The organism is Thalassobacter stenotrophicus (genome assembly GCF_001458315.1).
Taxonomy (GTDB): domain Bacteria; phylum Pseudomonadota; class Alphaproteobacteria; order Rhodobacterales; family Rhodobacteraceae; genus Thalassobacter; species Thalassobacter stenotrophicus.
In genome coordinates this window covers 173,462-198,483 of sequence record NZ_CYRX01000031.1, presented here as the reverse complement: position 1 = coordinate 198,483, position 25,022 = coordinate 173,462, and the positions used below count along the sequence as shown (strand labels likewise).

Sequence of the window (25,022 nt, the reverse complement as noted above, 5' to 3'; positions counted from 1 at the left end):
CTGATGCCGATTTCACGCGATATTGCACGCAGCTACGTCCGCCCTCGCGCGGTCGTGGCTGAAAAGCTGGCTGCGGGCCGCCGCGAAGACCGGGTGCTTGCCTATGTCATGGGCGCCTGCCTCTTGTTGTTTGTGGCGCAGTGGCCTGTTTTGGCCCGCGCAGCGCACCTAGAAGACGGCCCTCCCTTGGACGCACGCCTTGGGGGCGCGTTGCTAGGGTGGCTCATGATCGCGCCGCTGTTTTTCTACATCATGGCCGCTGTTATCCATGCTTTGGCGTGGGTTGTCGGTGGCAAAGGCACATGGTTTACGGCGCGCTTGGGGCTGTTTTGGACGTTGCTCGCAACGACACCTCTCATGTTGCTCAATGGTCTCGTGTCGGGGTTTTTCGGGCCGGGGGCTGAGCAAATGATTGTCGGCACTCTGGTGGTGCTTGGGTTTTTCTGGATATGGATTAACGCAATCATCGTGACCGAAGGCAAGGAGGCCGCCGGTGTTTAAGTTCTCAGACGTGCCGAACCTGATCCTTGAAAGCATCCGCGACCCTCAGGAGGGTGCGACACGTGTGTTGTCTTTTGCCCCCCCGCGGGAGGCGCTTTGGCTTTTGTTGGCTCTGGTCGCGGTTCTGTCGACACTGATGAGCCAAGTGGCCTTTTTGCTGTCGGGCGCAAGTGCAGATGCCTCGATGGGCACACTGATGGGGACCCCCGTTGGCATGGCCGCGCTACAGGCGCTGTTCATCGTAGGGACGGTTTACCTGGTCTATTGGGTGGGGCGTGCGTGCGGCGGGCAGGGCAGTTTTGAAGAAACGCTCCTGCTGGTTGTGTGGTTGCAGGTGATCTTTGTCGCGGTGCAACTGGCGCAACTGGTGTTGGCGATTATCGTACCGTTCCTGACCCTGTTGGTGCTTGTCGCCTCGGTCGGGCTGTTTTTCTACCTTTTGACGTATTTCGTCCTCGTTTTGCACCGCTTCCAGTCAGCGGGCATGGTTTTCGCGGGGATTGTGATCAGCGGGTTCGGGACCTTGTTTGTCCTTGGCCTTGCGATGTCCATTCTCGGGATCGGCCCCGAGACGCTGTCCACCGGAGGGACATTCTGAATGACCTACAATATTGATGCGATACGCGCCGATTTTCCGATCCTGTCGCGCGAGGTGAATGGCAAGCCGTTGGTCTATCTGGACAACGGGGCCAGCGCGCAAAAGCCCAAAGTGGTTATCGACGCGATCACGCAGGCCTATAGCCACGAATACGCCAACGTGCACCGCGGCCTGCATTATCTGAGCAATCTGGCTACGGACAAATACGAGGCCGTGCGCGGCAAGGTCGCCCAATTCTTGGGCGTTCCGGATGAGAATGAGATCGTGTTTACCTCTGGCACGACCGAGGCATTTAACCTCGTGTCCTATGGCTGGGGCGCGCATAACCTCAAGGCCGGGGATGAGATCATCCTGTCGGTCATGGAGCATCACGCCAACATCGTTCCGTGGCATTTTCTGCGTGAGCGGTTGGGGGTCAAGCTGGTTTGGGTCGATTGCGACACGAACGGTGATCTTGACCCACAGGCCGTGATTGACGCGATGACGCCGCGCACGCGCATGATCGCGATCACGCACCTGTCCAACGTTTTGGGGACCGTGGTGGATGTGAAATCCATCTGTGAGGCCGCCCGCGCACGGGGCATCGTGACCTGTGTTGATGGCAGCCAAGCGGCGGTCCATATGCCCGTCAACGTTGCCGATCTTGGCTGTGATTTCTATGCAATCACGGGACATAAACTGTACGGGCCCAGCGGGTCTGGCGCGATCTACATGAAGCGCGCGCGGATGGATGAAATGCAGCCCTTTATGGGCGGTGGCGATATGATCCGTGACGTGCACCGCGACACGATCACGTGGAATGATCCGCCCATGAAGTTTGAGGCAGGCACCCCCGGGATTGTGCAGCAAATCGGTTTGGGCGTGGCGCTAGACTACATGATGGGTGTCGGCATGGAGGCGATTGCCGCCCATGAAACCAGCCTGCGTGACTATGCCCGCACCCGATTGGACGGGCTGAATTGGCTGAACGTGCAGGGCAAATCTGCGACCAAAGCGGCGATTTTCTCCTTCACGCTTGAGGGTGCGGCGCATGCGCACGACATCTCAACCGTGTTGGATAAAAAAGGCGTCGCGGTGCGCGCGGGACATCACTGTGCCCAGCCGTTGATGGATCACATGGGCGTGCCTGCGACTTGCCGCGCGTCCTTTGCGATGTACAACACCACCGATGAGGTGGACGCGTTGGTCGATGCATTGGAACTATGCCACGATCTGTTCGCCTAAGCGGTAAAGTCCGCTTCCTTCGCGCCCGTGAGCTGCAATAGCTGGGCGGGCGCGATGGGAAAGACATGACGCGGTGTGCCAGCCGCCGCCCAAATCTGGTCAAAGTCATTGAGACGCGGATCGAAGTAGATTGGTGTGGGGTTTAGGTGCCCGATGGGCGACACGCCCCCAATGGCAAATCCTGTTTGTGCACGGACCGTGGCCGCATCGGCGCGACCCAAATCTTGGCCTGCGACGCGGGCGGCTTTGTCGGGATCTACTTGGTTGCCACCCGCAGTTACAAACAAAACACAGCCCTCTGGCCCCTGAAAAACGATGCTTTTTGCGATCTGGTCCAAGGCGCAGCCCACGGCGTCAGCCGCTTGTTGGGCGGTGCGGGTTTCGCCGGGCATCTCGACGGGGTTTGCGTTGATATTGGCGTCCAGAAGGACGCGCGCGACACGTTTCAGGCTTTTGCTCATGGGTGCATTGGGCCGGTTGACGCGGGCAGGCGCAAGGGCAAAAGTCCGGGCATGACGTTTCTTTCCCGGCTGACCCGCGCACCGCGCGCCTATGCTCCCGATATCGCTGCTGATTGCCTTGCGCAGTTGCCTGTTCCCGCTGAGGCACGGGCGCTTGTGTCTGGCGCTGCGGGCTGTAGCCCATTTCTGAGCCGGCTGATGCTGCGCGAGGCCGCGTGGCTTGAGGACGTGTGGGATAGGCCACCTGAGGCCACGTTGGACGCCGTTTTGGACCGTGTCGCGCACCTGCCGCTGGCAGAGGTGGGCACCGGGCTGCGCCAAGCCAAGCGGCAAGTGGCGCTGTTGACCGGGCTCGCGGATTTGGGCGGTGTCTGGCAGGGTCTTGAGGTCACTCAGGCACTGACCCGCTTGGCCGATACCGCAACGCACCGTGCCCTGACGGCCTGCGCAGAGGCGGAAATCACACGCGGTAAACTGCCCGGCGCGACCGCAGATGACATCGCGACTGCGGGGGGCATGGTCGCACTTGCGATGGGTAAGATGGGCGCGGGAGAGCTGAATTACTCCTCCGACATCGACCTCATCTGCCTGTTCGACGAGACGCGCTTTGACCCGGCCGACTACGGTGAGGCGCGCCAGTCATTCGTGCGGATCACCCGCCGGGCGATGGCGCTTCTGTCTGAGGCGACAGGAGACGGCTATGTGTTTCGCACGGACCTGCGGCTGCGACCCGATCCGTCGGTCACGCCCGTGTGCCTGTCGATGGAAGCGGCAGAGCGCTACTATGAGGCGCTTGGGCGCACATGGGAGAGGGCCGCGCATATCAAGGCCCGTTCAGCCGCCGGTGATGTCGCGGCTGGCGAGGCGTATTTGACCCGTCTTCGGCCGTTCGTCTATCGTCGCCATCTCGATTTTGCGGCCATCCAAGACGCGCATGATATACGGCTCAAACTGCGGCACGCCAAACGCGTGGGTGGGCCTTTGGTGTTAGAGGGTCACAACGTGAAACTTGGCCTCGGTGGCATTCGTGAGATCGAGTTTTTCACCCAGACCCGGCAGTTGATTGCGGGTGGGCGCGACCCATCCCTGCAAAAGCGCGGCACGCTTGAGGCGTTGGGTGCGCTACAGTCCGCAGGCTGGATACCCGAGGAAACGCAGACCACCCTGTCTGATGCATATCTGTGGCTGCGCGACGTGGAACACAGATTGCAGATGGTCCAAGACGCGCAAACCCACAGCCTGCCGCAAACGGCTGAGGATTTTGATCGGCTCGCGGCCTTTATGGACATGGATGTCGCGGATCTGCGCACACGCTTGACTCAGACGTTCAATACCGTCGAAACCTGCACTTCCGCGTTTTTTGCGCCCAGCAGTCCGGTGCCAGAAGTGGCGGATTTGCCGTTTTCGGATGAGGCTTTGGCGCAGGTGGACCGCTGGGCAACGTATCCGGCGCTCCGCTCCGAACGGGGGCGGGAGCTGTTTACTCGTCTGCGCCCCAAACTATTATTGAGCCTTGGACGCGCGGCAAAACCCGACGAGGCGTTGTTCAGTTTTGACGGGTTTTTGCGGGGACTGCCAAGCGGGGTGCAGGTGTTTTCGTTGTTCGCCGCAAACCCGCAGCTGATTGATTTGATCGTAGACATTTGTGCCACGGCCCCGGACCTTGCGCGGTATCTATCGCGCAATGCCAAGGTGTTGGATGCTGTGATAGGGGGGGATTTCTTTGCGCCGCTACCAGATCGTGCGGCACTACGGGCTGGGCTGAGTGAGGCCTTGTTTGCGGCAGACGATTATGAGGGCCAATTGGACATCGCGCGCCGTTGGCAGCAAGAGGCGCATTTTCGCATCGGGGTTCACATGCTGCGCGGCACGATCGACACGGGCGAAGCCGGTACCCGGTATGCCGATTTGGCCGAGGCCGTGGTTCAAGCGTTATGGCCCGCAGTTGTCGCAGAGTTTGAGACCAAGCACGGGACTTTGCCGGGGCAGGGGGCTGCGGTGATTGCGATGGGCTCCCTTGGGGCGCGGCGGTTGACGGCGCGGTCTGATCTGGACCTGATTGTGATCTATGACGCCCCGCCGGATGCTGAATCTACCGGGCCGCGGTCCCTGCCGCCTCGCAGCTATTTTGCGCGGCTCACACAGGCCCTGATCACGGCCATGACAGCCCCCACGGGCGCGGGACGGTTGTATGAGGTCGACATGCGGCTTCGTCCGTCTGGCAAACAGGGGCCAGTCGCAACCGCGTTAAGCAGTTTTGAAGCCTACCAACGCACGGAGGCCTGGGTGTGGGAGCACTTGGCCCTAACCCGCGCGCGGGTGATTGTGGGCGCACCCGAACTGGCCCAAACGCTTGAGGCGATCCGCAGTGAGGTCTTGGCCCAAAGCCGGTTTGGCGCGGATGATGTCGCGGCGGCTTTGGTGGATATGCGCGCGCGGTTTATCGCAGCGGGCCGGGTGGGGCATGCCTCGGCCACCAAATCCGGACCCGGCCGGATGCAGGAAATTGAGCTGATTGGGCAGGCGAACGCGTTGATCGCAGGGCGACCTGTGCGCAGTACCTCGGGGCAATTGGCCGTGAGAGGCGGGTTTTGCGACGCCGAAGATCAGGCCGAATTGGCCCGCATCTATGCGCAGCTGTCGCAGTATCAGCAGGCGCTGCGCCTGCTTACGGCTGATGACCCTGACCCCGAAACACTGGGCATTGGTGGGCAGAGTTTTCTGCTGACCCTAACGGGGCATAAGGCGCTGACTGACCTGAAAACGTCGCTGCATGATGCGCCTGCGCGTGCAGATAGGATCATCACGAAGATGCTTGCCAAGTCCTGCGTGCAGGATACCTAAGAGCGGCACGCATCGAGCGGCACAGGGCGATAGGAGAGACCATGATAATGGACGGACGCGCGGATTTTGACCCCAAGGGTTTGGTTTGGGAATCTTTTCGGATTGAAGGCATCACGCTGGAAGAATGCCGCTCAATCTTTTTGGATTGGGCACTGAGCCTAAGCACCAGCGAGCCGAAGCCCGCGATTGAGGCGTTATTGTTGCGTCACATGACAGCCGACGATGATCATCCGATGAAGCAAGTCCTACGTGAAGGGCTCGCGGAGCAGCCTGCACCCGGACGACGTGGCGGCCGGGCGGCCCGTGTCGGCAGCTAGGGCTGTTGCCTGAGCCCATCGAGAGCTTGGATCACTAAATCGCGGCGCGCCATTGTGCGCTTGCGCCTTAACTGGCCGCCGAACATCTCGGCTCCGGCACGGTCTTGGGCATAGGCTGCGTAATTGTTCAGCGTAAACAGGATTAGTTTTAACCGGTTCATGACTTTTTCTCCCGCATTTGTGTGGAACGTCTGGGTCGGCAGCCGGTCATCTGCCATAGCAAAGGGTAGTGCGTCGTCCTGTCGCATCAACCGTAAATGCTGGGTGATGGGAGGCAACGTGATCAAAAAGGGGGAGGGATGGTAGGCCCGGCAGGACTTGAACCCGCAACCAAAGCGTTATGAGCGCTCTGCTCTAACCAATTGAGCTACAGGCCCCCGGCGGCGTCGCAGATCGTCGCCACACCGTGTGCATATCACGGCCAAAAGGGGGGTCAAGCGACAGACGCATCCTTTAATGATCTAAGCGGGCCACGCGACAGAGTCCTTTCCTTCGGGGCCTGCCTGCGCTATGCCGCCGGGCATTAGCAATGGAGTGCCCCATGACCGACAAACTCGGCCTCACTTACGCCGACGCAGGCGTAGATATTGATGCGGGCAACACGCTCGTGGAGCGGATCAAACCAGCAGCCAAACGGACGTCGCGGCCTGGCGTGATGGCGGGTCTAGGCGGTTTTGGCGCTTTGTTTGACCTCAAAGGCGCGGGCTATAGCGATCCGATCCTGGTGGCGGCAACGGATGGCGTCGGCACCAAGCTGCGCATTGCGATTGATACCGGAAACGTGGACGGGGTCGGCATCGATCTGGTGGCCATGTGTGTCAACGATTTGGTGTGTCAGGGGGCCGAGCCTCTGTTTTTCTTGGATTACTTTGCGACCGGCAAGCTAGAGTTGGACAGTGCTACGCGCATCATCAACGGTATTGCGGCCGGGTGTGAGGCATCTGGCTGCGCGCTCATCGGTGGTGAGACCGCTGAGATGCCCGGCATGTATGATGGCGGTGACTTTGATCTTGCGGGTTTTGCTGTCGGCGCGATGGAACGTGGCGCAGACCTGCCTGCGGGTGTTGGCGCGGGTGATGTCCTGCTGGGATTGGCTTCCGACGGCGTGCATTCCAATGGTTATTCGCTGGTGCGGCGGATCGTGGCGCGCTCTGGTCTCGCGTGGGATGATGCTTGTCCGTGGGACGCAGAGCAGACGCTTGGCGCGGCTCTCTTGACGCCCACGCGTTTGTACGTGAAGGGGGCTGTGGCTGCGATCAAGGCGGGCGCGGTACATGGGCTTGCCCATATTACCGGCGGTGGCTTGACCGAAAACCTGCCACGCGCCTTGCCCGAAGGTTTGGGCGCAGAGATTGACCTGTCGCGCATTTCGGCCTCGCCTGTGTTTGGGTGGCTGGCACAAGAGGGCGGTTTGGACGAGGCAGAAATGCTCAAGACGTTTAACTGCGGCGTCGGCATGATTGCTATTGTGCCCGCTGACCGCGCCGCCGATGCGCGCGCAGCGTTTGAAGCCGCAGGGCACGCCGTGACCGAGCTGGGTCATGTGGTCGAAGGCACGGGCGTGGCATATTCGGGCGCCCTCGCGTGAGCAAACGCGTTGCGATTCTGCTGTCGGGTGGCGGGTCCAACATGATGACGCTGGTCGACAGCATGACGGGTGATCATCCGGCGCGTCCCTGCTTTGTCGGATCCAACGATCCGAACGCCGGTGGTTTGGCCAAGGCCGCGGCGCAGGGCATTCCCACGGGCGCCGTGGATCATAAACCTTTTGGCAAGGACCGTGGCGCGTTTGAGGACGCTTTACGTGCATTGATCGACGCGCATGCGCCCGACATTGTATGCCTTGCAGGGTTTATGCGGGTGCTGACGGCGGATTTTGTGCAAGCCTATGAGGGGCGGATGCTCAACATTCATCCCAGTTTGCTGCCCAAATACAAAGGTTTGCATACTCATGCCCGCGCCCTTGAGGCTGGTGATGCCGAGGCAGGCTGTACCGTGCATGAGGTCACGCCCCTGTTGGATGATGGCCCGATTTTGGGTCAGGCCCGTGTGGCGGTTGAGGCTGGTGACACGCCAGATACCCTGGCGCAGCGGGTTTTGACGCAAGAACACCGCCTGTACCCTGCGGTGCTGCGACGGTTCGCGTCCGGTGATCGTACGCCAGTTATCCTGTGATTGCTTTCCATTCACCGCGCTTTGTTCTAGGCAGGAGCGGAATTGGACAAGACGAACCTGATGGCCGCTAAAAACATTCCCCTGATCACCACCACCGACCTTTTGGCCGCGTTCTGCGCGCGGGCTGCGAAATATCCCTATGTCACAGTCGACACAGAGTTTTTGCGGGAACGGACCTATTACTCGAAACTGTGCCTCGTGCAGCTGGCCTATCCGGGTGAGGGCGTGGACGACGACGAAGCAATCCTGCTCGATCCCCTTGCTGAGGGGCTCTCGATGGAGCCGCTTTACGAATTGTTCCGGGATGCGGGCGTGGTCAAAGTGTTCCATGCCGCCCGTCAGGATCTTGAGATTTTTTGCGTTGATGCAGACCTGATCCCTGCGCCTTTGTTCGACACACAGGTTGCGGCGATGGTTTGCGGCTTTGGTGAACAGGTTGGCTATGAGACGCTTGTGCGCAAGATCGCGAAGGCAAGCCTCGATAAATCGAGCCGCTTTACGGATTGGTCGCGCCGTCCGCTGACGGATGCGCAGATGACCTATGCGTTGGCGGATGTCACGCACCTGCGCACGATCTACGAATTCCTCGCCGCGCGTTTGGACAAAACCGGGCGTCGGGCTTGGGTCGAAGAAGAAATGGCGGTTCTAACGGATCCTGCCACTTATCGCGTGAACCCTGAGGCCGCATGGGAGCGGTTGAAAATGCGGACCTCTAGCCCTCGGTTCCTAGCCATTGCCAAGGAATTGGCGAGCTTTCGTGAGGCATTCGCACAGGATCGGAATATCCCACGTAGCCGCGTCTATAAGGACGATGCCCTGATGGAGTTGGCGTCGACCAAGCCGACGTCGCACCAAGACCTTGGCAAGTCCCGCCTGCTGCTACGCGAAGCGCGGCGTGGGGACATTGCTGATGGGATCATCGCGGCCGTGGCCAAAGGGCAGGCCGTGCCGCAAGATCAGCTGCCAAAGCCGCCCAAGTCCCGTGATCGGGCCGAGATTAACGCAGGCCTTTCGGATCTTTTGCGCGTACTGCTGAAGGCTAAGGCCGAAGAGGCCGGTGTCGCGCAAAAACTAATCGCCACCGCTTCTGACCTTGATGATATCGCATCGGGCATTCGGACAGGCGATTGGCTTAAGGGCTGGCGTGGCAAGGTCTTTGGCGCAGACGCGCTACGGCTGTGCAACGGTGAGATTGCTTTGTCGTGCCAAGGCACAGCCGTCAAAATTGTTGAGGTCTCTCAGCTTAGCGGCTGACAGTCCGGCGGTTTTGGCCTGCAACGATTGTGATCGTGCGCGCGTCACCCAGCGTTTGCGTGCTGAGGAATGTACCGGCCAATACTTCACGCGCCGCGTTCGCGCCAACGGGGGCGGCGGTCACGGGCTGTTTGACGCGGAATTCAAATACCAGCCCAGTGCCATCCTGAGTGTCGATGGGCACCAAAACAGCCTCCCAAAAACCCTGAGTACTGGCGAGCCCTAGGGTGGAGATAATGGCCCCGCCCGGTGTCGGCTCAACCTTGAGGTTGAGGACCTGTGCAATCAGGACATCGTAGCGCACTTCAGCCGTTGTATCAGGGGTGGCTGCAACGGTTTCGCTATCACCGCCAAACCAATTGAACGGGTTCAGGCGGCTTTCTGATACGCGACCACAGCCCACCAAAACCGCTGCCGTTACCACGGCTGTCACCATCCACTTGCCCATGTCCTGCCCCTTTTTGTCAGCCGCATCTGCGGTGTCTGATGCGTAGCCCAATCCCGCGCCGGAGGAAAGTCCGCAGCCACCGGAGCCAGTGATAGGCATTGGGACTGGACCTTTGGGTCCTGACGGCCTAGCTCGTTGCGCATAGAAAAAGGAGCCCACCATGGCAACAGAAGCCTTTGAAGAGCTTGCAGAGACATTTGAGTTTCTGGACGATTGGGAAGATCGCTATCGTCATGTGATCGATATGGGCAAGGCGTTTCCGCCCTTGGATGATGCCGTCAAGGTGCCGGCGACCAAGGTTGATGGATGTGCCAGCCAAGTTTGGATCTTGCCACGGATCGAGGGGCAAGGACCCGAGGCGCAATTTGATTTTGAGGGCGAGAGTGATGCGATGATTGTACGCGGCCTGATCGCGGTTTTGCATGCGCTTTACGCAGGCCTTTCGGTCAAGGATGTGGGCGCTGTGGATGCACCCGCAGAATTGGCGCGGCTGGGGTTGAATGACCACCTTTCGGCGCAACGCTCCAACGGGTTGCGCGCCATGGTTGAGCGTATCCGCAAAACTGCGCAGGAAGCGGCGACGGTTTAATCCGTCTCGCTCTTCAACAGCTTACCTGATTTGGGAAGCCCAAAAAAAAGGCCGAGCACAAGGCTCGGCCGAAGTCCAACAGGGAGGTGAAGACGCGAGCCGAAGCTCATCAGCATCTTCGAGAGTTCAAATAGGTGGCAATGTGCTTTACAACAAGGCACTTTTATGACGCAGGTGCGAATAGCCGCTATGCGTTTGCAGAATACCTAGGCGACGTTGCTGCTTTCGGCAGCTCGTTTGAGCTTGCGGTAAGCAATGACCTCTTCTTGCACAAAATCCCGAAAGACTTCGACCCGGCGTGAGTGGCGCAATTCCTCTGGGTAGGCGAGAAAAACAGGCACTTCACGCGAAAGAGCCGTAGGCACAACCGGCACAAGGTCCGGAAAGTCGCGGGTGAGATAATCGGGCAAGACCCCAACACCAAGGTCATAGATGACCCCCTGCAATACACCGAAGTAGTTGTTAACGGTCAAGAAATTCTCAACCCCTTCTTCTTGCAACTGTCGGATCAATTGGGCACCAGCGTTCACCTGAAAGCTGTTGGCGTTTTGACAAATCACGCGGTGGTTTTGCAGGTCGCTCATCGTCTCGGGTGTGCTATGCGCCTCGAGGTAACTGGGTGAGGCATACATCCGCATCCGAATGTCCATGAGCCGCTTGCGGACCAAATCCGCTTGGCTCGGCTCTTTCATCCGGATTGCAACGTCTGCTTCGCGCATGGGTAGGTCCAGCACACGCTCTTCTAGCATGAGGTCGATTTTGAGGTCTGGGTACTTTTCATAAAGCTTTGCGAGTCGTGGCGCGAGCCAGAGCGTGCCGAACCCGATGGTGGTTGTGACACGCAGTTCGCCAAAGATTTCTTCTTCGCTATCGCGGATACGCGCATTGGCGGCATCGAGTTTCTTTGCCATCGAATTGGTCGCATCAAACAGCAACTCGCCCTGTTCCGTCAGGATAAGGCCCCGTGCGTGGCGGTGAAACAATGTCGTGCTTAGGCTTTCCTCAAGAGAGCGGATCTGGCGGCTGACGGCTGATTGGGAGAGGTGGAGCGTTTCGCCAGCGTGTGTCAGGCTGCCCGCAGACGCCACCGCGTGGAAAATTCTCAGCTTGTCCCAGTCCATTCGTAAGTGCCCCTGTGGCTAATGCGGTTTTAATTGGTAGCGGTATCGCACATGCGTGGTTACTTGCGAACCGCCAATTTGGTAACATTCTGAACTAACGCGGAAAACGTAACGGCAAGTAGAATTTTCTTGTAGGTCATAGATTGTGACCTATATTTAATTCAAGGATCGCTTCGCATGGGAGGTGTGTGATGAGCCTGTTGGATGTCCGTCTGAGTGACCGCTACGATCTTGAAAAGGACCACGTCCTGCTAAATGGGACGCAGGCGCTGGTCCGATTGATGCTCATGCAAAAGGCGCGGGACCGTGCGGCAGGGCACAACACTGCAGGCTATGTCACCGGGTACCGCGGTTCGCCCTTGGGGGGCGTCGACATGCAAATGACCCGCGCCCGCGATGTCTTAACGGCGCAGGACATTCGTTTTGATCCCGGTTTGAACGAAGACCTAGCTGCTACCGCTATTTGGGGCACGCAACAGGCTGCCTTGCGGGGTGAGGGGCGGTTCAATGGTGTGTTTGGGTTGTGGTACGGTAAGGGGCCGGGCGTTGATCGGTCTGGCGATGCAATGCGGCACGCCAACATGGCAGGGACTGCGCCGCTCGGCGGTGTGCTGATGGCCTGCGGTGATGACCACACGGGCGAAAGCTCAACCACATGCCACCAATCTGACTGGGCGTTGGTTGATGCCCATATGCCGGTTCTAAATCCCGCCGGGGTGCAGGAGATTTTAGACTACGGGTTGTACGGGCTGGCGCTTAGCCGGTTTGCGGGGGTTTGGTCCGGCCTGAAACTGATGAAAGATACCGTTGAGGTCACGGCCGTCGTGAATGGTCGCGCTGATCGGATGCAGTTCGTGACCCCCGAAATCGATTTGCCCCCCGGTGGTTTGCACATCCGGCTTGGCGATCACTGGATCCCCCAAGAGGAACGGCTGGTTTGTCACAAACGTCCGGCGGCCGAGGCATTTGCCCGAGCCAATAAGATTGACAGACGGATGCAGGGACGGGCCGGTGCGCGCATCGGGTTGGTGGCCGCGGGTAAAAACTGGCTCGATTTGGTGCATGCCATGGGGGCCTTGGGGCTGGATGCAAAAGCTTGCGAGGCGCTTGGTATTACGACCTACAAAGTGGGCCAAACATGGCCGCTGGATATGGCGTCTTTGCGTGATTGGGCCGAGGGTCTTGATGTCATCGTTTGTATCGAAGAGAAACGTAAGCTGATCGAAGTGCAGGTGAAGGAAGCCATCTTTGATGACCGGCGTGGGCGGCAGGTTTATGGAGCGCTCGGCCCAAATGGTGCCGCGTTGTTCCCATCCCACTTCGCGCTCGATCCCGCCGACGTTGCGGAAACGCTTGGCAAACTCTTGCAGGAGCTTGGCGTGGAATCCCCGCCTATCCAAGCGGGACTGACTAAGCTGCAGGCGGCCCGTACCCAGGAAATCGCGCCAGATTTGGCAATACGCAGTCCGTACTTTTGCTCGGGCTGCCCGCACAATACCTCGACCAAGGTGCCAGACGGTGCGCGCGCAGGTGCGGGCATCGGGTGTCACGTCATGGCTTTATGGATGGATCGCGGGACCGAAGGCTACACGCATATGGGGGCTGAGGGGGCCAATTGGATTGGTGAGGCGCCGTTTTCTACACGTAAACATGTGTTCCAAAACCTTGGGGAGGGGACCTACAACCACTCGGGGTTGATGGCCATTCGGGCCGCTCGCGCCGCGGGCACAAATATCACCTATAAAATCCTTTATAACGATGCTGTTGCGATGACCGGTGGGCAAAGCAACGATGGCGACTTGCCGCCAGAGCAAGTGGTCCAAGAGGTTCTTGCGGCCGGGGTTGAGACGGTCGTGGTCGTTTACGATCCTAAAGAAGAGGTGGACAAAACACGTTTTCCTGTCGGTTTGGAATGGCACACCCGAGATCATTTGGGTGCAGTTCAGACCCGTTTGCAAAGCGTTGAGGGTGTCTCGGTTTTGCTGTTCATCCAAACCTGTGCGGCTGAAAAACGGCGTCGTCGCAAACGCGGCAGCTTCCCTGATCCCGAAAAGCGTATGTTTATCAATACAGATGTGTGTGAAGGGTGCGGTGACTGCTCGGTTCAATCGAACTGCGTGTCTATCATCCCGGTTGAGACACCGTTCGGGACAAAGCGGGCAATCGAGCAATCTTCTTGTAACAAAGATTACAGCTGCGCAGATGGGTTTTGCCCGTCGTTTGTCACCGTAGAGGGCGGCATGCCGCGCAAAGCCGCGATCACGCATGTGGTGGTGCCTGACTTACCAGAGCCAGAATTGCCGATGATCGACGGCACGTTCAATGTGTTGGCAACGGGCGTCGGCGGGACAGGCGTTGTGACGTTGGGGGCCGTGTTGGCGATGGCTGCCCATCTTGATGGCAAAGGTGCCGCCATGATGGAGATGGCAGGATTGGCGCAAAAGGGCGGCGCGGTCACAGTCCATTGCCGCCTTGCGAACACACCCAGTGATATCAGTGCGATACGTGTCGCAATCGGTGAATGTGATACGTTGATCGGGGGGGACTTGGTTGTTTCCGCCGGGGCCAAAACGCAGACACTGCTTGACCCCGCTCGTACCTATGCAGTGGTTAACACGCATGAAACAACGACCAGCGCCTTCACCCTGAACCGAGACTATTCTCTGCCGGGCGAGGGCCTCCGCGCCGCTTTGGCTGAACGGCTGGGTTCAAGACTGATGTCAATCGACGCGTCCGAGCTGTCAAAGGTTCTGATGGGCGACTCGATCTATGCCAATATGATGTTGCTGGGTGCAGCGTGGCAGGCAGGACGTTTACCCGTTTCACTCGCGGCGTTAACCCAAGCGATTACGCTAAACGGTGCGGCGGTTGATCGGAACAAACAGGCGTTCACCTATGGTCGGTGGGCGGCCTTTGATCCACAAAGTATAGCGGACCTGTTGGCGCCGTCTGAGCCAGTTAAACAAGATTCTGAGGCCGCGCGCATTGCGCATCTTAAGGCGTATCAAGGTCAGCGGCTTGAGAAGCGATACCTGCGTTTGCTCGAATTGGCGCCGGATGAACAGGTGCGCGATGCGATGGCTGCCAGCTTTCATAAGTTGCTGACCTACAAGGATGAATACGAAGTTGCACGGCTGCTGCGGGGGACAAAGGCGCAGGCTGATGCGGCATTCGATAGGCCTATGACGTTAACCTATCATCTCGCGCCGCCACTGCTGTCACGCGTTGGTCCTAATGGGCGTCCGCTCAAGCGGGCGTTTGGGTCCTGGTTGGAAAAATTGTTCCCAATCTTGGCTTTTGGCAAGCACCTTCGTGGGACCCCTTTTGACGTGTTCGGCTATGCAGAAGAACGGCGCAAAGAGCGGGCTTTGATTAGTCAATATGAACAGGACATGAAGCGTCTTTTGCCGATGCTAACAGCAGAGAACCGCGATCTGATCCTGTCATTGGCCGAGCTGCCGCTCGACATCAGGGGATTTGGTCCGGTAAAGGCCGCCGCTATGGAGACAGCGGCACAGCGACGTGCAGAGCTTCTGACCGCAATCGACCGTGGCCCCAGTGCAACCGTGCCCGAAGCCGCTGAATAACTATCCGCGTCGCACGAAAAAGGCAGTGCCGTCGTCTTGGTCGTCGCTGCCTTCAAAGGTGTAGCCGGCCTCGGCACAAAAATGCGGCACATCAACATGAGCTGCTGGATCATCCGCAATTAGGCAAGCGACTTGGCCTGGGGCCAAGTCAGCGATCCGTTTTCGCAGGCGTAGAACGGGCAGGGGGCATAGCAGCCCGCGCGCATCTATCTCTAGGTCAAAATCTCGCATGCGGCTGTCCCCTTAACCACCTTGTGATACCTAATCGCGGATTAACTGAGCACTTTTGGGGTCAGTCAGTCCCGCGATATGGCTCAACATATTGTAGAGCCATGTCCCACGGGAAAAAGATCCAAGTGTCTTGGCTGACGCCCGTAATGAACGTGTCTACCATCGGCTCGCCCTTGGGCTTTGCGTAGACTGTTGCAAAGTGTGCGTTCGGGTAAAGGCCGCGCACAACTTCTAGGGTCTTGCCGCTGTCCACGAGATCATCGATCACCAACACACCGGTGCCGTCGCCCATCAGCTCGTCCGAGGGTTTGTTCAAGACAACTGCCTCACCCTGCGTTTGATGATTATAGCTGCGGACTGAAATCGTATCGACCATGCGAATATCCAACTCACGCGCGACGATCATGGCAGGTGCCATACCACCCCGGGTGATTGCGACAATCGCGCGCCAAGCACCATCATCGGGCCCGCGCCCGTCGAGGCGCCATGCAAGAGCCCGGCTGTCACGGTGGATTTGGTCCCAGCTGATGTGGAAACCCTTTTCATGGGGTAAACGCGTGCTCATGCGGATTAATCCTTTTTGTCGACGGTGATGTCAGGGGCGTCTACGGCTTTCATACCCACAACGTGATAGCCTGAATCCACATGGTGGACCGTGCCAGTCACGGCGGAGCTAAGATCGCTCAACAGATACATAGCCGATTTGCCGACTTCTGTCGTTGTCACCGTGCGGCGTAGGGGTGAATTATGCTCGGTCCATTTCATGATGTACCGGAAGTCGCCAATGCCGGAGGCTGCGAGCGTTTTGATCGTACCGGCCGAGATCGCGTTAACGCGGATATTTTGCTTGCCCAGATCCTCGGCCATGTATTGCACCGATGTTTCCAGCGCCGATTTCGCCAAGCCCATCACGTTATAATGCGGCATCACTTTTTCTGCGCCGTAATAGGTGAGCGTCAGCAGTGAGCCCCCATTTGGCATCATCTTTTCGGCGCGCTGTGCGACGGCTGTGAATGAATAGACCGAGATGTTCATCGTCATCAGGAAGTTATCGAGTGACGTGTCGACATAGCGCCCGCGCAGTTCAGATTTATCTGAAAAGCCAATGGCATGAACGACAAAGTCGAAGTGATCCCAGTGTTCCTTGAGGCCATCAAACATGGCGTCGATCGAGGCCATATCGCCCACGTCACAGGGCAGAACAATGTTGCTGCCCAGTTGTTCGGCCAACGGCAGCACCCGCTTTTTTACCGCGTCGCCTTGATAGGAAAACGCCAACTCTGCGCCTTGCTCGGCGCAAGCTTGCGCGATGCCCCATGCGATCGATTTGTCGTTTGCAAGGCCCATAATTAGCCCGCGTTTGCCGTTCATAAGTCCTTGCATTTCCATCGCCTCAGATCATCTCTATGTGGGTTGATGTGCTTTAGGCGAAACCGTCGGGCGCATCAAGTTCCAAGCCGACAATGGGGAAAAGGTCACAATGGGCAGCAACGATACACAGAGCCAAGATATCTTTGCAGGGGACGATCCGTTTCAGATTGCGCGTCGTTGGATGGCAGAGGCTGAGGCGTCTGAGCTGAACGATCCCAACGCGATTGCCTTATCCACGGTGGATGCGGATGGCATGCCTAACGTGCGCATGGTTCTGCTAAAAGAGATCGAGGACAACGCGTTCGTCTTTTACACCAATTACACATCCGTAAAGGGCCAAGAGATCACGCAAGCTGGTAAGGCCGCGTTTGTGTGCCATTGGAAATCCTTACATCGCCAGATTCGCGTGCGCGGCGTGGTTGAGAGGGAGGAGGGGCCTCAGGCGGATGCCTATTATGCAAGCCGTTCCCTGAAATCGCGACTTGGCGCGTGGGCATCGGCGCAGAGCCAGCCGCTCAAGTCGCGCGGAACGTTGATGGCGGAGGTGGCCAAGGTGACAACGCAGCATGGCACTGCCCCTACGCGGCCACCATTCTGGGGCGGGTTTCGGATTATGCCGGTTGAGATCGAGCTATGGGCGGATGGGGCCTACAGGTTGCATGATCGGTTTCGCTGGACCCGGTCAGAAGCTGCGGCGCGGACGCGTGAACACGATCCAGCGGCTTGGTCTACACAGCGTCTAAACCCTTAGGTCCGCGACGACCGAATGCTTGCTGCATTGTATCGTTTTGAGTATCAATGCGACCCAGACTTGCGATTGATCACATAATCGCACAAGGTGAGGAAAAAATTGGGGACAGGGCATAAAGTGGACCGCGTTGCAGTAGAAAATATTTCCGACGAAGACCTTATTCGTTGTGAGGGTACAATTAAGTGGTTCGATGTGACGCGCGGTTTTGGCTTTGCCACCTGTGCGCAGGTCGACGGGGACGTGTTGCTGCACATGAATGTGTTGCGCAACTTCGGCCAAAGCTCTGTGCCTGATGGGGCGAGCGTTACCTTTGACGTGCAACGCACATCACGCGGGTTTCAAGCCGTTGAAGTGTTTGCCATCGTGCCACCCTTTCTTGATTTGGACACGCAGGAAGAAATGCCTGAGTTCATGCAGCCGGTGCCAGATGGCACGCCGTTTCTACCGGCGCGGGTCAAGTGGTTCGACAAGGCCAAGGGCTTTGGCTTTGCGAACGCCTTTGGCTCTACTGACGATATTTTTGTCCACGCTGAGGTTCTGCGCCGGTTCGGCCTAGCGGATCTCCAGCCCGGAGAGGCGATTTGCCTACGGACAATCATGGGCGAACGGGGGCTATTGGCGGCAGAGGTGCGGCGTTGGGAATATTACGAAACACCGTCCTAACAGCCGGGCTCCTCGCGACCTTTGGTGCGGCGAACCCTGCCATTGCTGACTGTTCTGCGGACCGTGTTGATCTGCGCGGATCGTTTGGACAAGTCTCATTTGCCGTCAACTTGGCGGACAGCCCCCAAGAACGTGCGCAGGGTCTAATGCATGTTGAGAGTATGCCGCGCTTTGAGGGGATGCTCTTCATTTACGAATCTCCTCAGCCGCTGGCCTTTTGGATGCGCAACACACTCATCCCGCTGGATATGATCTTTCTTAATGCAGCCGGAGAGATTCGGCACATTCACGCAAACGCGATCCCCCACGATGAGACCCCCATTCGCGCGCCTGAGCCGGGCCTCGCTGTGTTGGAAATCAATGGCGGAATGGCGAAAGCGCTTAATTTGGCCGTCGGAGACGTGCTGCGACACCCTGGATTGCCCCAAGATATAGCGGTTTGGCCCTGCTCAGATAATTAACCGCACAAGAAGGTGAAGTTGGGTCTTTTCAAGCCCGACGAAACCCATTAGAGCGGCGGTGTGTCGGGGCGTGGCGCAGTCTGGTAGCGCACCTGTTTTGGGTACAGGGGGTCGTGAGTTCGAATCTCGCCGCCCCGACCACCGCAACTTCGGTTGCACAATTTCTAAGCAAGACATCTTATGGATATTAACCTCACTTAACACTGGGTTAATGATCATTTTTTGTCGTTAACTTGTGTCTTCTTGAGACTTTACCTGAGGTAAAGGTGCTAAGCCCCCGGTGTTTAACGCTTTTGTTTTTTTGGCAGTTGATGTGCTTAGAGCCTTGAATCGAAGGGGGCGAAAACTTGGGCGCACCCCCTCATTCGTCAAGGGTATTTTTGCTGTGGATTGTTTGATTTTTCAATTGACCCAATAGGTCCGACTACGGCAAGTTGTGTGGGCGGCGCAGAATTGCACTACATATGGTGCCGCAGCGGAGCAATCATCTTCATCCCCATTATGGGCTCGGCGCGGCACCGCGCGCCATCGAAGACGTGCGTTTCAACGCGGCAGCACGCGCTGCCAATTATTTAATGCGCCGGAGGCAGATATGAAAATTGAGCGGAAACTCACGCAGGATGGTCAAGACGCGTATGCGAACTTGGCCTTCACAACGACGACATCCGAAATCCGTAACCCTGACGGGACAACAGTGTTCAAATTGGACGCAGTCGAAGTGCCGGAAAGCTGGAGCCAAGTCGCCAGCGATGTGATCGCTCAAAAATACTTCCGCAAAGCCGGTGTGGCTGCGTGCCTCAAGACGGTTAAAGAAAAGGGCGTGCCCGAGTTCTTGTGGCGCTCGGTTCCTGATGAGGACGCGCTGGCCAAATTGCCCGAAGAGGATCGTTTCGGCGGCGAGACCTCTTCGAAGCAGGTGTTTAATCGTCTGGCCGGTGCATGGGCCTATTGGGGCTGGAAGGGCGGCTACTTTACGACCGAAGCTGACGCGCGTGCCTACTTCGACGAAATGCGCTTGATGCTGGCCAAGCAGATGGCCGCACCAAACTCACCACAGTGGTTCAACACTGGCCTGCACTGGGCCTATGGCATCGATGGTCCGGCGCAAGGCCACCACTATGTGGATTACAAGACCGGCAAACTGACCAAGTCGACCTCGTCGTACGAACATCCGCAGCCCCACGCATGCTTCATCCAATCTGTCTCAGATGACTTGGTGAACGAGGGCGGCATTATGGACCTCTGGGTTCGTGAAGCGCGTTTGTTCAAGTACGGTTCCGGCACGGGTACGAACTTTTCGTCGCTTCGCGGTGCAGGCGAAGCGCTGTCGGGCGGTGGTAAATCCTCCGGCCTGATGGGCTTTTTGAAAATTGGTGACCGGGCAGCCGGCGCCATTAAATCCGGCGGCACCACACGTCGCGCGGCTAAGATGGTGATCGTTGATGCCGACCACCCCGATGTAGAAGAGTACATCAACTGGAAGGTGCTGGAGGAGCAAAAAGTTGCATCCATCGTCGCCGGGTCCAAGATGCATGAGCGTGAGCTCAACAAAATTTTCGCGGCGATTAAAGCGTGGGACGGGGCACTTGAAGATGCCGTCGATCCAGCCAAAAACGCGGGCCTCAAGTCCGCGATCCGTGATGCGAAAAAATGCGCAATTCCAGAAACATACGTCAAGCGCGTGCTGGATTACGCAAAGCAGGGCTACGACAGCATCGAATTCCCGACCTATGACACAGATTGGGACTCCGAAGCCTACAACTCGGTCTCTGGCCAGAACTCCAACAACTCGGTTCGTGTGACCGATGCGTTCCTCAAGGCTGTTGAGGCCGATGCAGATTGGGACCTCATCAACCGGACCAACGGCAAAGTCGCCAAGACAATCAAAGCGCGCGACCTTTGGGAAACCATCGGCCACGCCGCTTGGGCCTGTGCCGATCCCGGCATCCAATACCACGACACGGTCAACGCGTGGCACACATGCCCCGAAGACGGCCCAATCCGCGGCTCGAACCCCTGTTCCGAGTACATGTTCTTGGACGACACGGCTTGTAACCTTGCGTCGATGAACCTGCTGACGTTCTTCCACGACGGCAAGTTCGATGCGCAAACGTACATGCATGCCGCACGTCTTTGGACCGTAACGCTCGAAATTTCGGTCATGATGGCGCAGTTCCCATCCAAGGAAATCGCGCAGCGCTCGTATGACTTCCGCACGCTGGGTCTGGGCTATGCCAACATCGGTGGTCTGCTGATGAACATGGGGCACAGCTACGACAGTGATGAGGGCCGCGCGTTGTGCGGCGCACTCAGCGCTGTGATGACCGGTGTGTCCTATGCGACGTCGGCTGAAATCGCCGGTGAGCTGGGTCCATTCCCCGGCTACGCGAAAAATGCCAAGCACATGGCCCGCGTCATGCGCAACCACCGCAACGCGGCCTACGGCAACGCCGATGGTTACGAAGAGCTCGATATCAAACCCGTTCCACTGGACCATGCCAACTGCCCCGACGCTGATCTGTCGGCCTTGGCGAAAACCACCTGGGATCAAGCCGTTGAACTGGGTGAGGCACATGGTTTCCGTAACGCGCAATCCACTGTGATCGCGCCCACCGGTACCATCGGTCTGGTCATGGATTGTGACACCACAGGGATTGAGCCCGACTTCGCATTGGTCAAGTTCAAGAAGCTCGCCGGTGGTGGTTACTTCAAGATCATCAACCAATCGGTGCCCGCAGCTCTTGAAAAACTGGGCTACGGTCAGGCGCAAATCGGTGAGATCATTTCCTACGCGGTGGGGCATGGCACACTCGGCAACGCACCCGGCATTAACCACTCTAGCCTCGTGGGGCATGGGTTCGGTCAAGCAGAGATCGACAAGATCGAAGCTGCTCTGCCATCCGCGTTCGACATCCGCTTTGTGTTCAACCAATGGACGCTGGGTGAGGATTTCTGCACTAAAACACTGGGCATTCCGGCTGCGAAACTGAACGATCCGACGTTCGACCTTCTGCGTCACCTTGGCTTTGCCAAGACCGACATTGATCTGGCGAATGACCACGTCTGCGGGACCATGACGCTGGAAGGCGCACCGGGTCTCAAGGATGAGCACCTGAGCGTGTTTGATTGTGCCAACCCATGCGGCAAGAAGGGCAAGCGTTACCTGTCCGTCGATAGCCACATCTACATGATGGCTGCAGCGCAATCGTTCATCTCAGGCGCGATCTCCAAGACGATCAATATGCCCAACGATGCCTCGATCACCGACTGCCAAAAAGCCTATGAGTTGTCATGGTCGCTCGGTATCAAGGCAAACGCGCTCTATCGCGATGGGTCCAAGCTGTCCCAGCCTTTGGCCGCTGCATTGGTCGAAGACGACGACGAAGCCGCCGAAACGCTCGAAAGCGGCACCACGATGCAAAAGGCGCAAGTCATCGCCGAGAAAATCGTGGAAAAGGTCATCGTCAAAGAGGTTGTCCGCAGCCACCGCGAAAAGATGCCAGAGCGTCGTAAGGGCTACACCCAAAAGGCCGTTGTTGGCGGACACAAAGTGTACCTGCGGACGGGCGAATACTCTGACGGCAACCTCGGTGAGATCTTCATCGATATGCACAAAGAGGGTGCAGGCTTCCGTGCGATGATGAACAACTTCGCCATCGCGGTGTCCGTGGGTCTGCAATACGGTGTGCCGCTGGAGGAGTTCGTCGACGCCTTCACATTCACCAAGTTTGAACCCGCTGGCATGGTTCAAGGCAACGACAGCATCAAGAATGCCACGTCAATCCTTGACTATATCTTCCGCGAATTGGCGGTCAGCTATCTGGATCGAACCGACCTGGCGCACGTAAAGCCCGAGGGCCACGCGTTCGACGATCTGGGCCGGGGTGAGAAAGAGGGCGTGGCAAATGTTTCTACACCGTCTGAGACAGCTGCGAACAAATCGCTGGAAATGCTGAAGCAGGTATCTTCCACCGGTTATCTGCGCAAGCGTCTGCCCAACGATCTGGTCGTCCTGCAAGGCGGCGCAGAGGTGTTGTCGCGCAGTGCGGCCGATCCGGTTGGTACGCTCAGCACATTGGTGCCCGAAACGGTATCCGTGACGACGACAACCGCTGTGGCTTCTGGTTCGGTGTCAATGGATGCTCGCATCAAGGCCAAGATGCAGGGCTACGAAGGTGAGGCATGCGGTGAGTGTGGCAACTACACGTTGGTGCGCAACGGCACTTGCATGAAGTGCAACACCTGCGGCGGGACGTCCGGTTGTAGCTAAACAAGACTTGGGCCGGGGCAGATTGCTCCGGCCCTTTCAGTTATGCCTTCGTGCACAGGCGAGCCAGTGCGAGCGGTCAACGATTTGGTGCGAATGGCAAAACTGGGGGGCGGTAGCCCCCTTTTTCTTTGCCTAGGGACATCGTGAAAAGTCCGTTTACCCCGGCATCTGCAACAATCCTCCGCAAACGTGAGCATTAACCTTTGGGATTGACTTAATTTCCGACCCAGACAAACCTTACGTAAGGTAAAGCGAATTTTGCCCGCTACCTTTTAAAATCAAAATTAATCAAAACGTTTTCTGGGAGGAAAAAATGATCAAACGCAGCTTTGCAGCTCTGCTCTGCACGTCCTTTTTATCTATGCCTCTGGCCGCACAAGATAACATGGATCGTTTGTCTAACATGCAAAAGACGGACGCCACCTTTACACACGTTGAACAAACGGGCGCTCGGGCTGATGCGCTTAGGGCGATTGTGGATCACATCAGCGTGCCCGACGGCTTTGAGGTCAGCCTCTATGCGGTTGTGCCGGATGCACGGTCCATGGCGATGGCCCCCCAAGGCACTGTGTTGTTTGCAGGCACGCGCAAGGACAAGATGTGGTCGATTATCGACCGAGATCGTGACCGGATCGCCGATGAGGTGAAAGATTTCGCCCCCTCTGTCACCTTTGACATCCCCAACGGTCCCTGTTTCTCACCCGACGGTTTCCTTTACATCGCGGAGCGGAACCGGGTGTTGGTCTTCCCCGCCGCTGAGTTTTTCTTTGAAGGTCCGGATCCCGCCGTTGGTGTAGTGGTGCCCCAGGGCGGCCTAGTCCCTGCCGAAGAAGAAAGCTTCAACCACACTGCGCGCGTTTGTGACATCGGGCCGGACGGCAAACTCTATATTTCGCTCGGGCAGCCGCATAATGTGCAACCCATTGATAAATTAGAGATGTATGATGAATGGGGGATTGGTGGGATCATCCGAATGAACACCGACGGTTCGGGCCGTGAGGTTTACACACGCGGGGTTCGCAACTCAGTGGGGCAGGATTTCAACCCCGCAACGGGTGAACTGTGGTGGACGGACAATCAGGTTGACGGGATGGGCGATGACATTCCACCCGGTGAGTTGAACCGTCAAACCGCCGCCGGTCAGCACTTTGGTTTTCCCTGGACCAATAGTCGCGTGGAAATCCCGCTGTATAAGGATGTGCCTCGCCCCGAAGGCGTCAGCTTTGTGGAACCACAGCTTGAACTTACGGCCCATGCTGCCGACTTAGGGATGCGGTTTTACCATGATGACAGCTTCCCCCAAGCTTATCACGGTGGGATCTTTTGGGCACAGCACGGGTCATGGAACCGGACAGAGCCTGTGGGCGCGCGCGTGATGTTCACCGCCCTTGATGAGGACGGAAATGCCGCCGGTGCGCAGGTCTTTGCTGATGGTTGGCTGAATGAGGACACCGGCGAATACCGCGGTCGTCCGATGGACATTGAGTTCCTGCCAGACGGGTCAATGTTGGTGTCCGATGATTTCGCAGGTGCGATATGGCGGATTGCCTACGTCGGAATGGCTCAATGAAGCAGGCGTTAATTTTGGGTCTCGGCGGGCTTATGCTCGCCGGGGGCCTCCCTCTTGTTGCCAATGCGGGTGACGCCGAAAACGGGCGTAAGGTCGCCAATATGTGCCGCACGTGTCATGGGCTGGATGGCTACGCGCAGATCCCGATTGCGCCCCATATCGGGGGCGAGCCGACAGCCTACCTGGAGGCGCAATTGATAGCGTTTAAAACTGGGCAGCGTGAGCATGAGATGATGAGCATCGTTACGGCAGGACTGTCTGTGCAACAGATCGCTGATGTCTCGGCGTGGTACGGCGCGCACCAAGTACGCGCCACACTGCCGGAGGGGGTGAACGCGGAGGATGCCCCGCAGAACTGTGTGTCGTGTCACGGGGCGGATGGGATTTCGGTGCTTTTGGACGCGCCGAACCTCACGGGTGAGACGAACATTTACATCGACACGCAGCTAAAGGCATTCAAGCGCGGCAATCGCCAGCATGAAATCATGTCAGATGTTGCCGCAGCCCTTTCGGACACAGAAATCCGTGAAGTTGCGGATTGGTATGCGGCTGTAACGCTCGAAATCCTACCGCCAGAGGAATAGGT

General features: G+C 57.9%; 23 protein-coding genes and 2 tRNA genes. 17 read left to right on the top strand and 8 right to left on the bottom strand.

Features of this window, described 5'->3' with window-relative positions:
- Positions 1-3: 3 nt before the first annotated feature.
- From THS5294_RS11675 to THS5294_RS11665, 3 genes are read left to right on the top strand one after another with little or no spacing between them, the layout of a single operon-like run.
- Positions 4-501, top strand: coding sequence for a hypothetical protein (locus tag THS5294_RS11675; RefSeq protein WP_058123899.1), 498 nt, complete (start codon positions 4-6; stop codon positions 499-501).
- On the top strand, positions 494-1,099 hold the full coding sequence (locus tag THS5294_RS11670) for a Yip1 family protein (RefSeq protein ID WP_058123898.1): 606 nt from the start codon (positions 494-496) through the stop codon (positions 1,097-1,099). The genes THS5294_RS11675 and THS5294_RS11670 overlap by 8 nt, the downstream gene beginning before the upstream one ends.
- Positions 1,100-2,323 carry a cysteine desulfurase gene (locus tag THS5294_RS11665; RefSeq protein WP_058123897.1) on the top strand — a complete coding sequence of 408 codons (1,224 nt, stop codon included), beginning with the start codon at positions 1,100-1,102 and terminating at the stop codon, positions 2,321-2,323.
- Here the strand turns inward: THS5294_RS11665 and THS5294_RS11660 are convergent.
- Positions 2,320-2,784, bottom strand: coding sequence for a YbaK/EbsC family protein (locus THS5294_RS11660; RefSeq protein WP_058123896.1), 465 nt, complete (start codon positions 2,782-2,784; stop codon positions 2,320-2,322). The genes THS5294_RS11665 and THS5294_RS11660 overlap by 4 nt on opposite strands.
- A gap of 51 nt (positions 2,785-2,835) precedes the next feature.
- Between THS5294_RS11660 and THS5294_RS11655 the strand changes: the two genes are divergently transcribed.
- Entirely contained in the window at positions 2,836-5,628 is a 2,793-nt protein-coding gene (locus THS5294_RS11655) for a bifunctional [glutamine synthetase] adenylyltransferase/[glutamine synthetase]-adenylyl-L-tyrosine phosphorylase (RefSeq protein ID WP_058123895.1), read from the top strand.
- Positions 5,629-5,675: 47 nt separating this feature from the next.
- Complete coding sequence (locus tag THS5294_RS11650; RefSeq protein WP_425303905.1) at positions 5,676-5,945, top strand: hypothetical protein; 270 nt, start codon at positions 5,676-5,678, stop codon at positions 5,943-5,945.
- On the opposite strand, the gene THS5294_RS18365 is transcribed toward THS5294_RS11650, so the two are convergent.
- Positions 5,942-6,106 carry a hypothetical protein gene (locus tag THS5294_RS18365; RefSeq protein ID WP_158508599.1) on the bottom strand — a complete coding sequence of 55 codons (165 nt, stop codon included), beginning with the start codon at positions 6,104-6,106 and terminating at the stop codon, positions 5,942-5,944. The two genes, THS5294_RS11650 and THS5294_RS18365, sit on opposite strands and share 4 nt — an antisense overlap.
- A gap of 139 nt (positions 6,107-6,245) precedes the next feature.
- Positions 6,246-6,322 (bottom strand) — tRNA-Ile (locus THS5294_RS11645).
- A 164-nt stretch (positions 6,323-6,486) separates the two neighbouring features.
- Between THS5294_RS11645 and purM the strand changes: the two genes are divergently transcribed.
- The 3 genes from purM to rnd all read left to right on the top strand — a co-directional run bounded on the left by purM (position 6,487) and on the right by rnd (position 9,374).
- Positions 6,487-7,533: a phosphoribosylformylglycinamidine cyclo-ligase gene (purM, locus tag THS5294_RS11640; RefSeq protein ID WP_058123893.1), complete on the top strand. Its 1,047-nt coding sequence runs from the start codon at positions 6,487-6,489 to the stop codon at positions 7,531-7,533.
- Positions 7,530-8,120: a phosphoribosylglycinamide formyltransferase gene (purN, locus tag THS5294_RS11635; protein WP_072936623.1), complete on the top strand. Its 591-nt coding sequence runs from the start codon at positions 7,530-7,532 to the stop codon at positions 8,118-8,120. The genes purM and purN overlap by 4 nt, the downstream gene beginning before the upstream one ends.
- Positions 8,121-8,195: 75 nt before the next feature.
- On the top strand, positions 8,196-9,374 hold the full coding sequence (rnd, locus tag THS5294_RS11630; protein ID WP_116904537.1) for a ribonuclease D: 1,179 nt from the start codon (positions 8,196-8,198) through the stop codon (positions 9,372-9,374).
- Here rnd and THS5294_RS11625 read toward each other — a convergent pair.
- On the bottom strand, positions 9,364-9,921 hold the full coding sequence (locus THS5294_RS11625) for a hypothetical protein (RefSeq protein WP_058123891.1): 558 nt from the start codon (positions 9,919-9,921) through the stop codon (positions 9,364-9,366). The genes rnd and THS5294_RS11625 overlap by 11 nt on opposite strands.
- A 61-nt stretch (positions 9,922-9,982) precedes the next feature.
- Between THS5294_RS11625 and THS5294_RS11620 the strand changes: the two genes are divergently transcribed.
- A complete protein-coding gene (locus THS5294_RS11620) occupies positions 9,983-10,411 on the top strand; it encodes a SufE family protein (RefSeq protein ID WP_058123890.1) in 429 nt (142 codons plus the stop codon).
- 206 nt (positions 10,412-10,617) lie between these two features.
- Here THS5294_RS11620 and THS5294_RS11615 read toward each other — a convergent pair whose 3' ends face one another.
- Complete coding sequence (locus THS5294_RS11615) at positions 10,618-11,532, bottom strand: LysR family transcriptional regulator (RefSeq protein WP_058123889.1); 915 nt, start codon at positions 11,530-11,532, stop codon at positions 10,618-10,620.
- A 191-nt stretch (positions 11,533-11,723) separates the two neighbouring features.
- On the opposite strand from THS5294_RS11615, the gene THS5294_RS11610 reads away from it, so the two are divergent.
- Positions 11,724-15,119 (top strand): indolepyruvate ferredoxin oxidoreductase family protein, encoded by a 3,396-nt coding sequence (locus THS5294_RS11610; protein WP_058123888.1) that lies wholly within the window; start codon positions 11,724-11,726, stop codon positions 15,117-15,119.
- Here the strand turns inward: THS5294_RS11610 and THS5294_RS11605 are convergent, their stop codons facing one another.
- The 3 genes from THS5294_RS11605 to fabI form a co-directional block, all read right to left on the bottom strand.
- Positions 15,120-15,350 carry a sulfurtransferase TusA family protein gene (locus tag THS5294_RS11605; RefSeq protein ID WP_058123887.1) on the bottom strand — a complete coding sequence of 77 codons (231 nt, stop codon included), beginning with the start codon at positions 15,348-15,350 and terminating at the stop codon, positions 15,120-15,122.
- A 61-nt stretch (positions 15,351-15,411) separates the two neighbouring features.
- Entirely contained in the window at positions 15,412-15,915 is a 504-nt protein-coding gene (gene gpt / locus THS5294_RS11600; RefSeq protein ID WP_038003493.1) for a xanthine phosphoribosyltransferase, read from the bottom strand.
- Between the two features lie 5 nt (positions 15,916-15,920).
- Positions 15,921-16,733, bottom strand: coding sequence for an enoyl-ACP reductase FabI (gene fabI / locus THS5294_RS11595; RefSeq protein WP_116904536.1), 813 nt, complete (start codon positions 16,731-16,733; stop codon positions 15,921-15,923).
- Between the two features lie 97 nt (positions 16,734-16,830).
- On the opposite strand from fabI, the gene pdxH reads away from it, so the two are divergent.
- From pdxH to THS5294_RS11560, 7 genes are all read left to right on the top strand, one after another.
- Complete coding sequence (gene pdxH / locus THS5294_RS11590) at positions 16,831-17,472, top strand: pyridoxamine 5'-phosphate oxidase (RefSeq protein WP_038003490.1); 642 nt, start codon at positions 16,831-16,833, stop codon at positions 17,470-17,472.
- A 117-nt stretch (positions 17,473-17,589) separates the two neighbouring features.
- Positions 17,590-18,135, top strand: a complete 546-nt coding sequence (locus THS5294_RS11585; protein ID WP_233486472.1) for a cold-shock protein — start codon at positions 17,590-17,592, stop codon at positions 18,133-18,135.
- On the top strand, positions 18,108-18,596 hold the full coding sequence (locus THS5294_RS11580) for a DUF192 domain-containing protein (protein ID WP_306434231.1): 489 nt from the start codon (positions 18,108-18,110) through the stop codon (positions 18,594-18,596). Before THS5294_RS11585 ends, THS5294_RS11580 begins: the two co-directional genes overlap by 28 nt.
- Positions 18,597-18,660: 64 nt before the next feature.
- Positions 18,661-18,737, top strand: a tRNA-Pro gene (locus THS5294_RS11575).
- Between the two features lie 451 nt (positions 18,738-19,188).
- On the top strand, positions 19,189-22,866 hold the full coding sequence (locus tag THS5294_RS11570) for a vitamin B12-dependent ribonucleotide reductase (RefSeq protein WP_058123885.1): 3,678 nt from the start codon (positions 19,189-19,191) through the stop codon (positions 22,864-22,866).
- 313 nt (positions 22,867-23,179) lie between these two features.
- Positions 23,180-24,436, top strand: coding sequence for a PQQ-dependent sugar dehydrogenase (locus THS5294_RS11565; protein ID WP_058123884.1), 1,257 nt, complete (start codon positions 23,180-23,182; stop codon positions 24,434-24,436).
- Entirely contained in the window at positions 24,433-25,020 is a 588-nt protein-coding gene (locus tag THS5294_RS11560) for a c-type cytochrome (RefSeq protein ID WP_058123883.1), read from the top strand. Before THS5294_RS11565 ends, THS5294_RS11560 begins: the two co-directional genes overlap by 4 nt.
- The last annotated feature ends 2 nt before the right edge of the window (positions 25,021-25,022 follow it).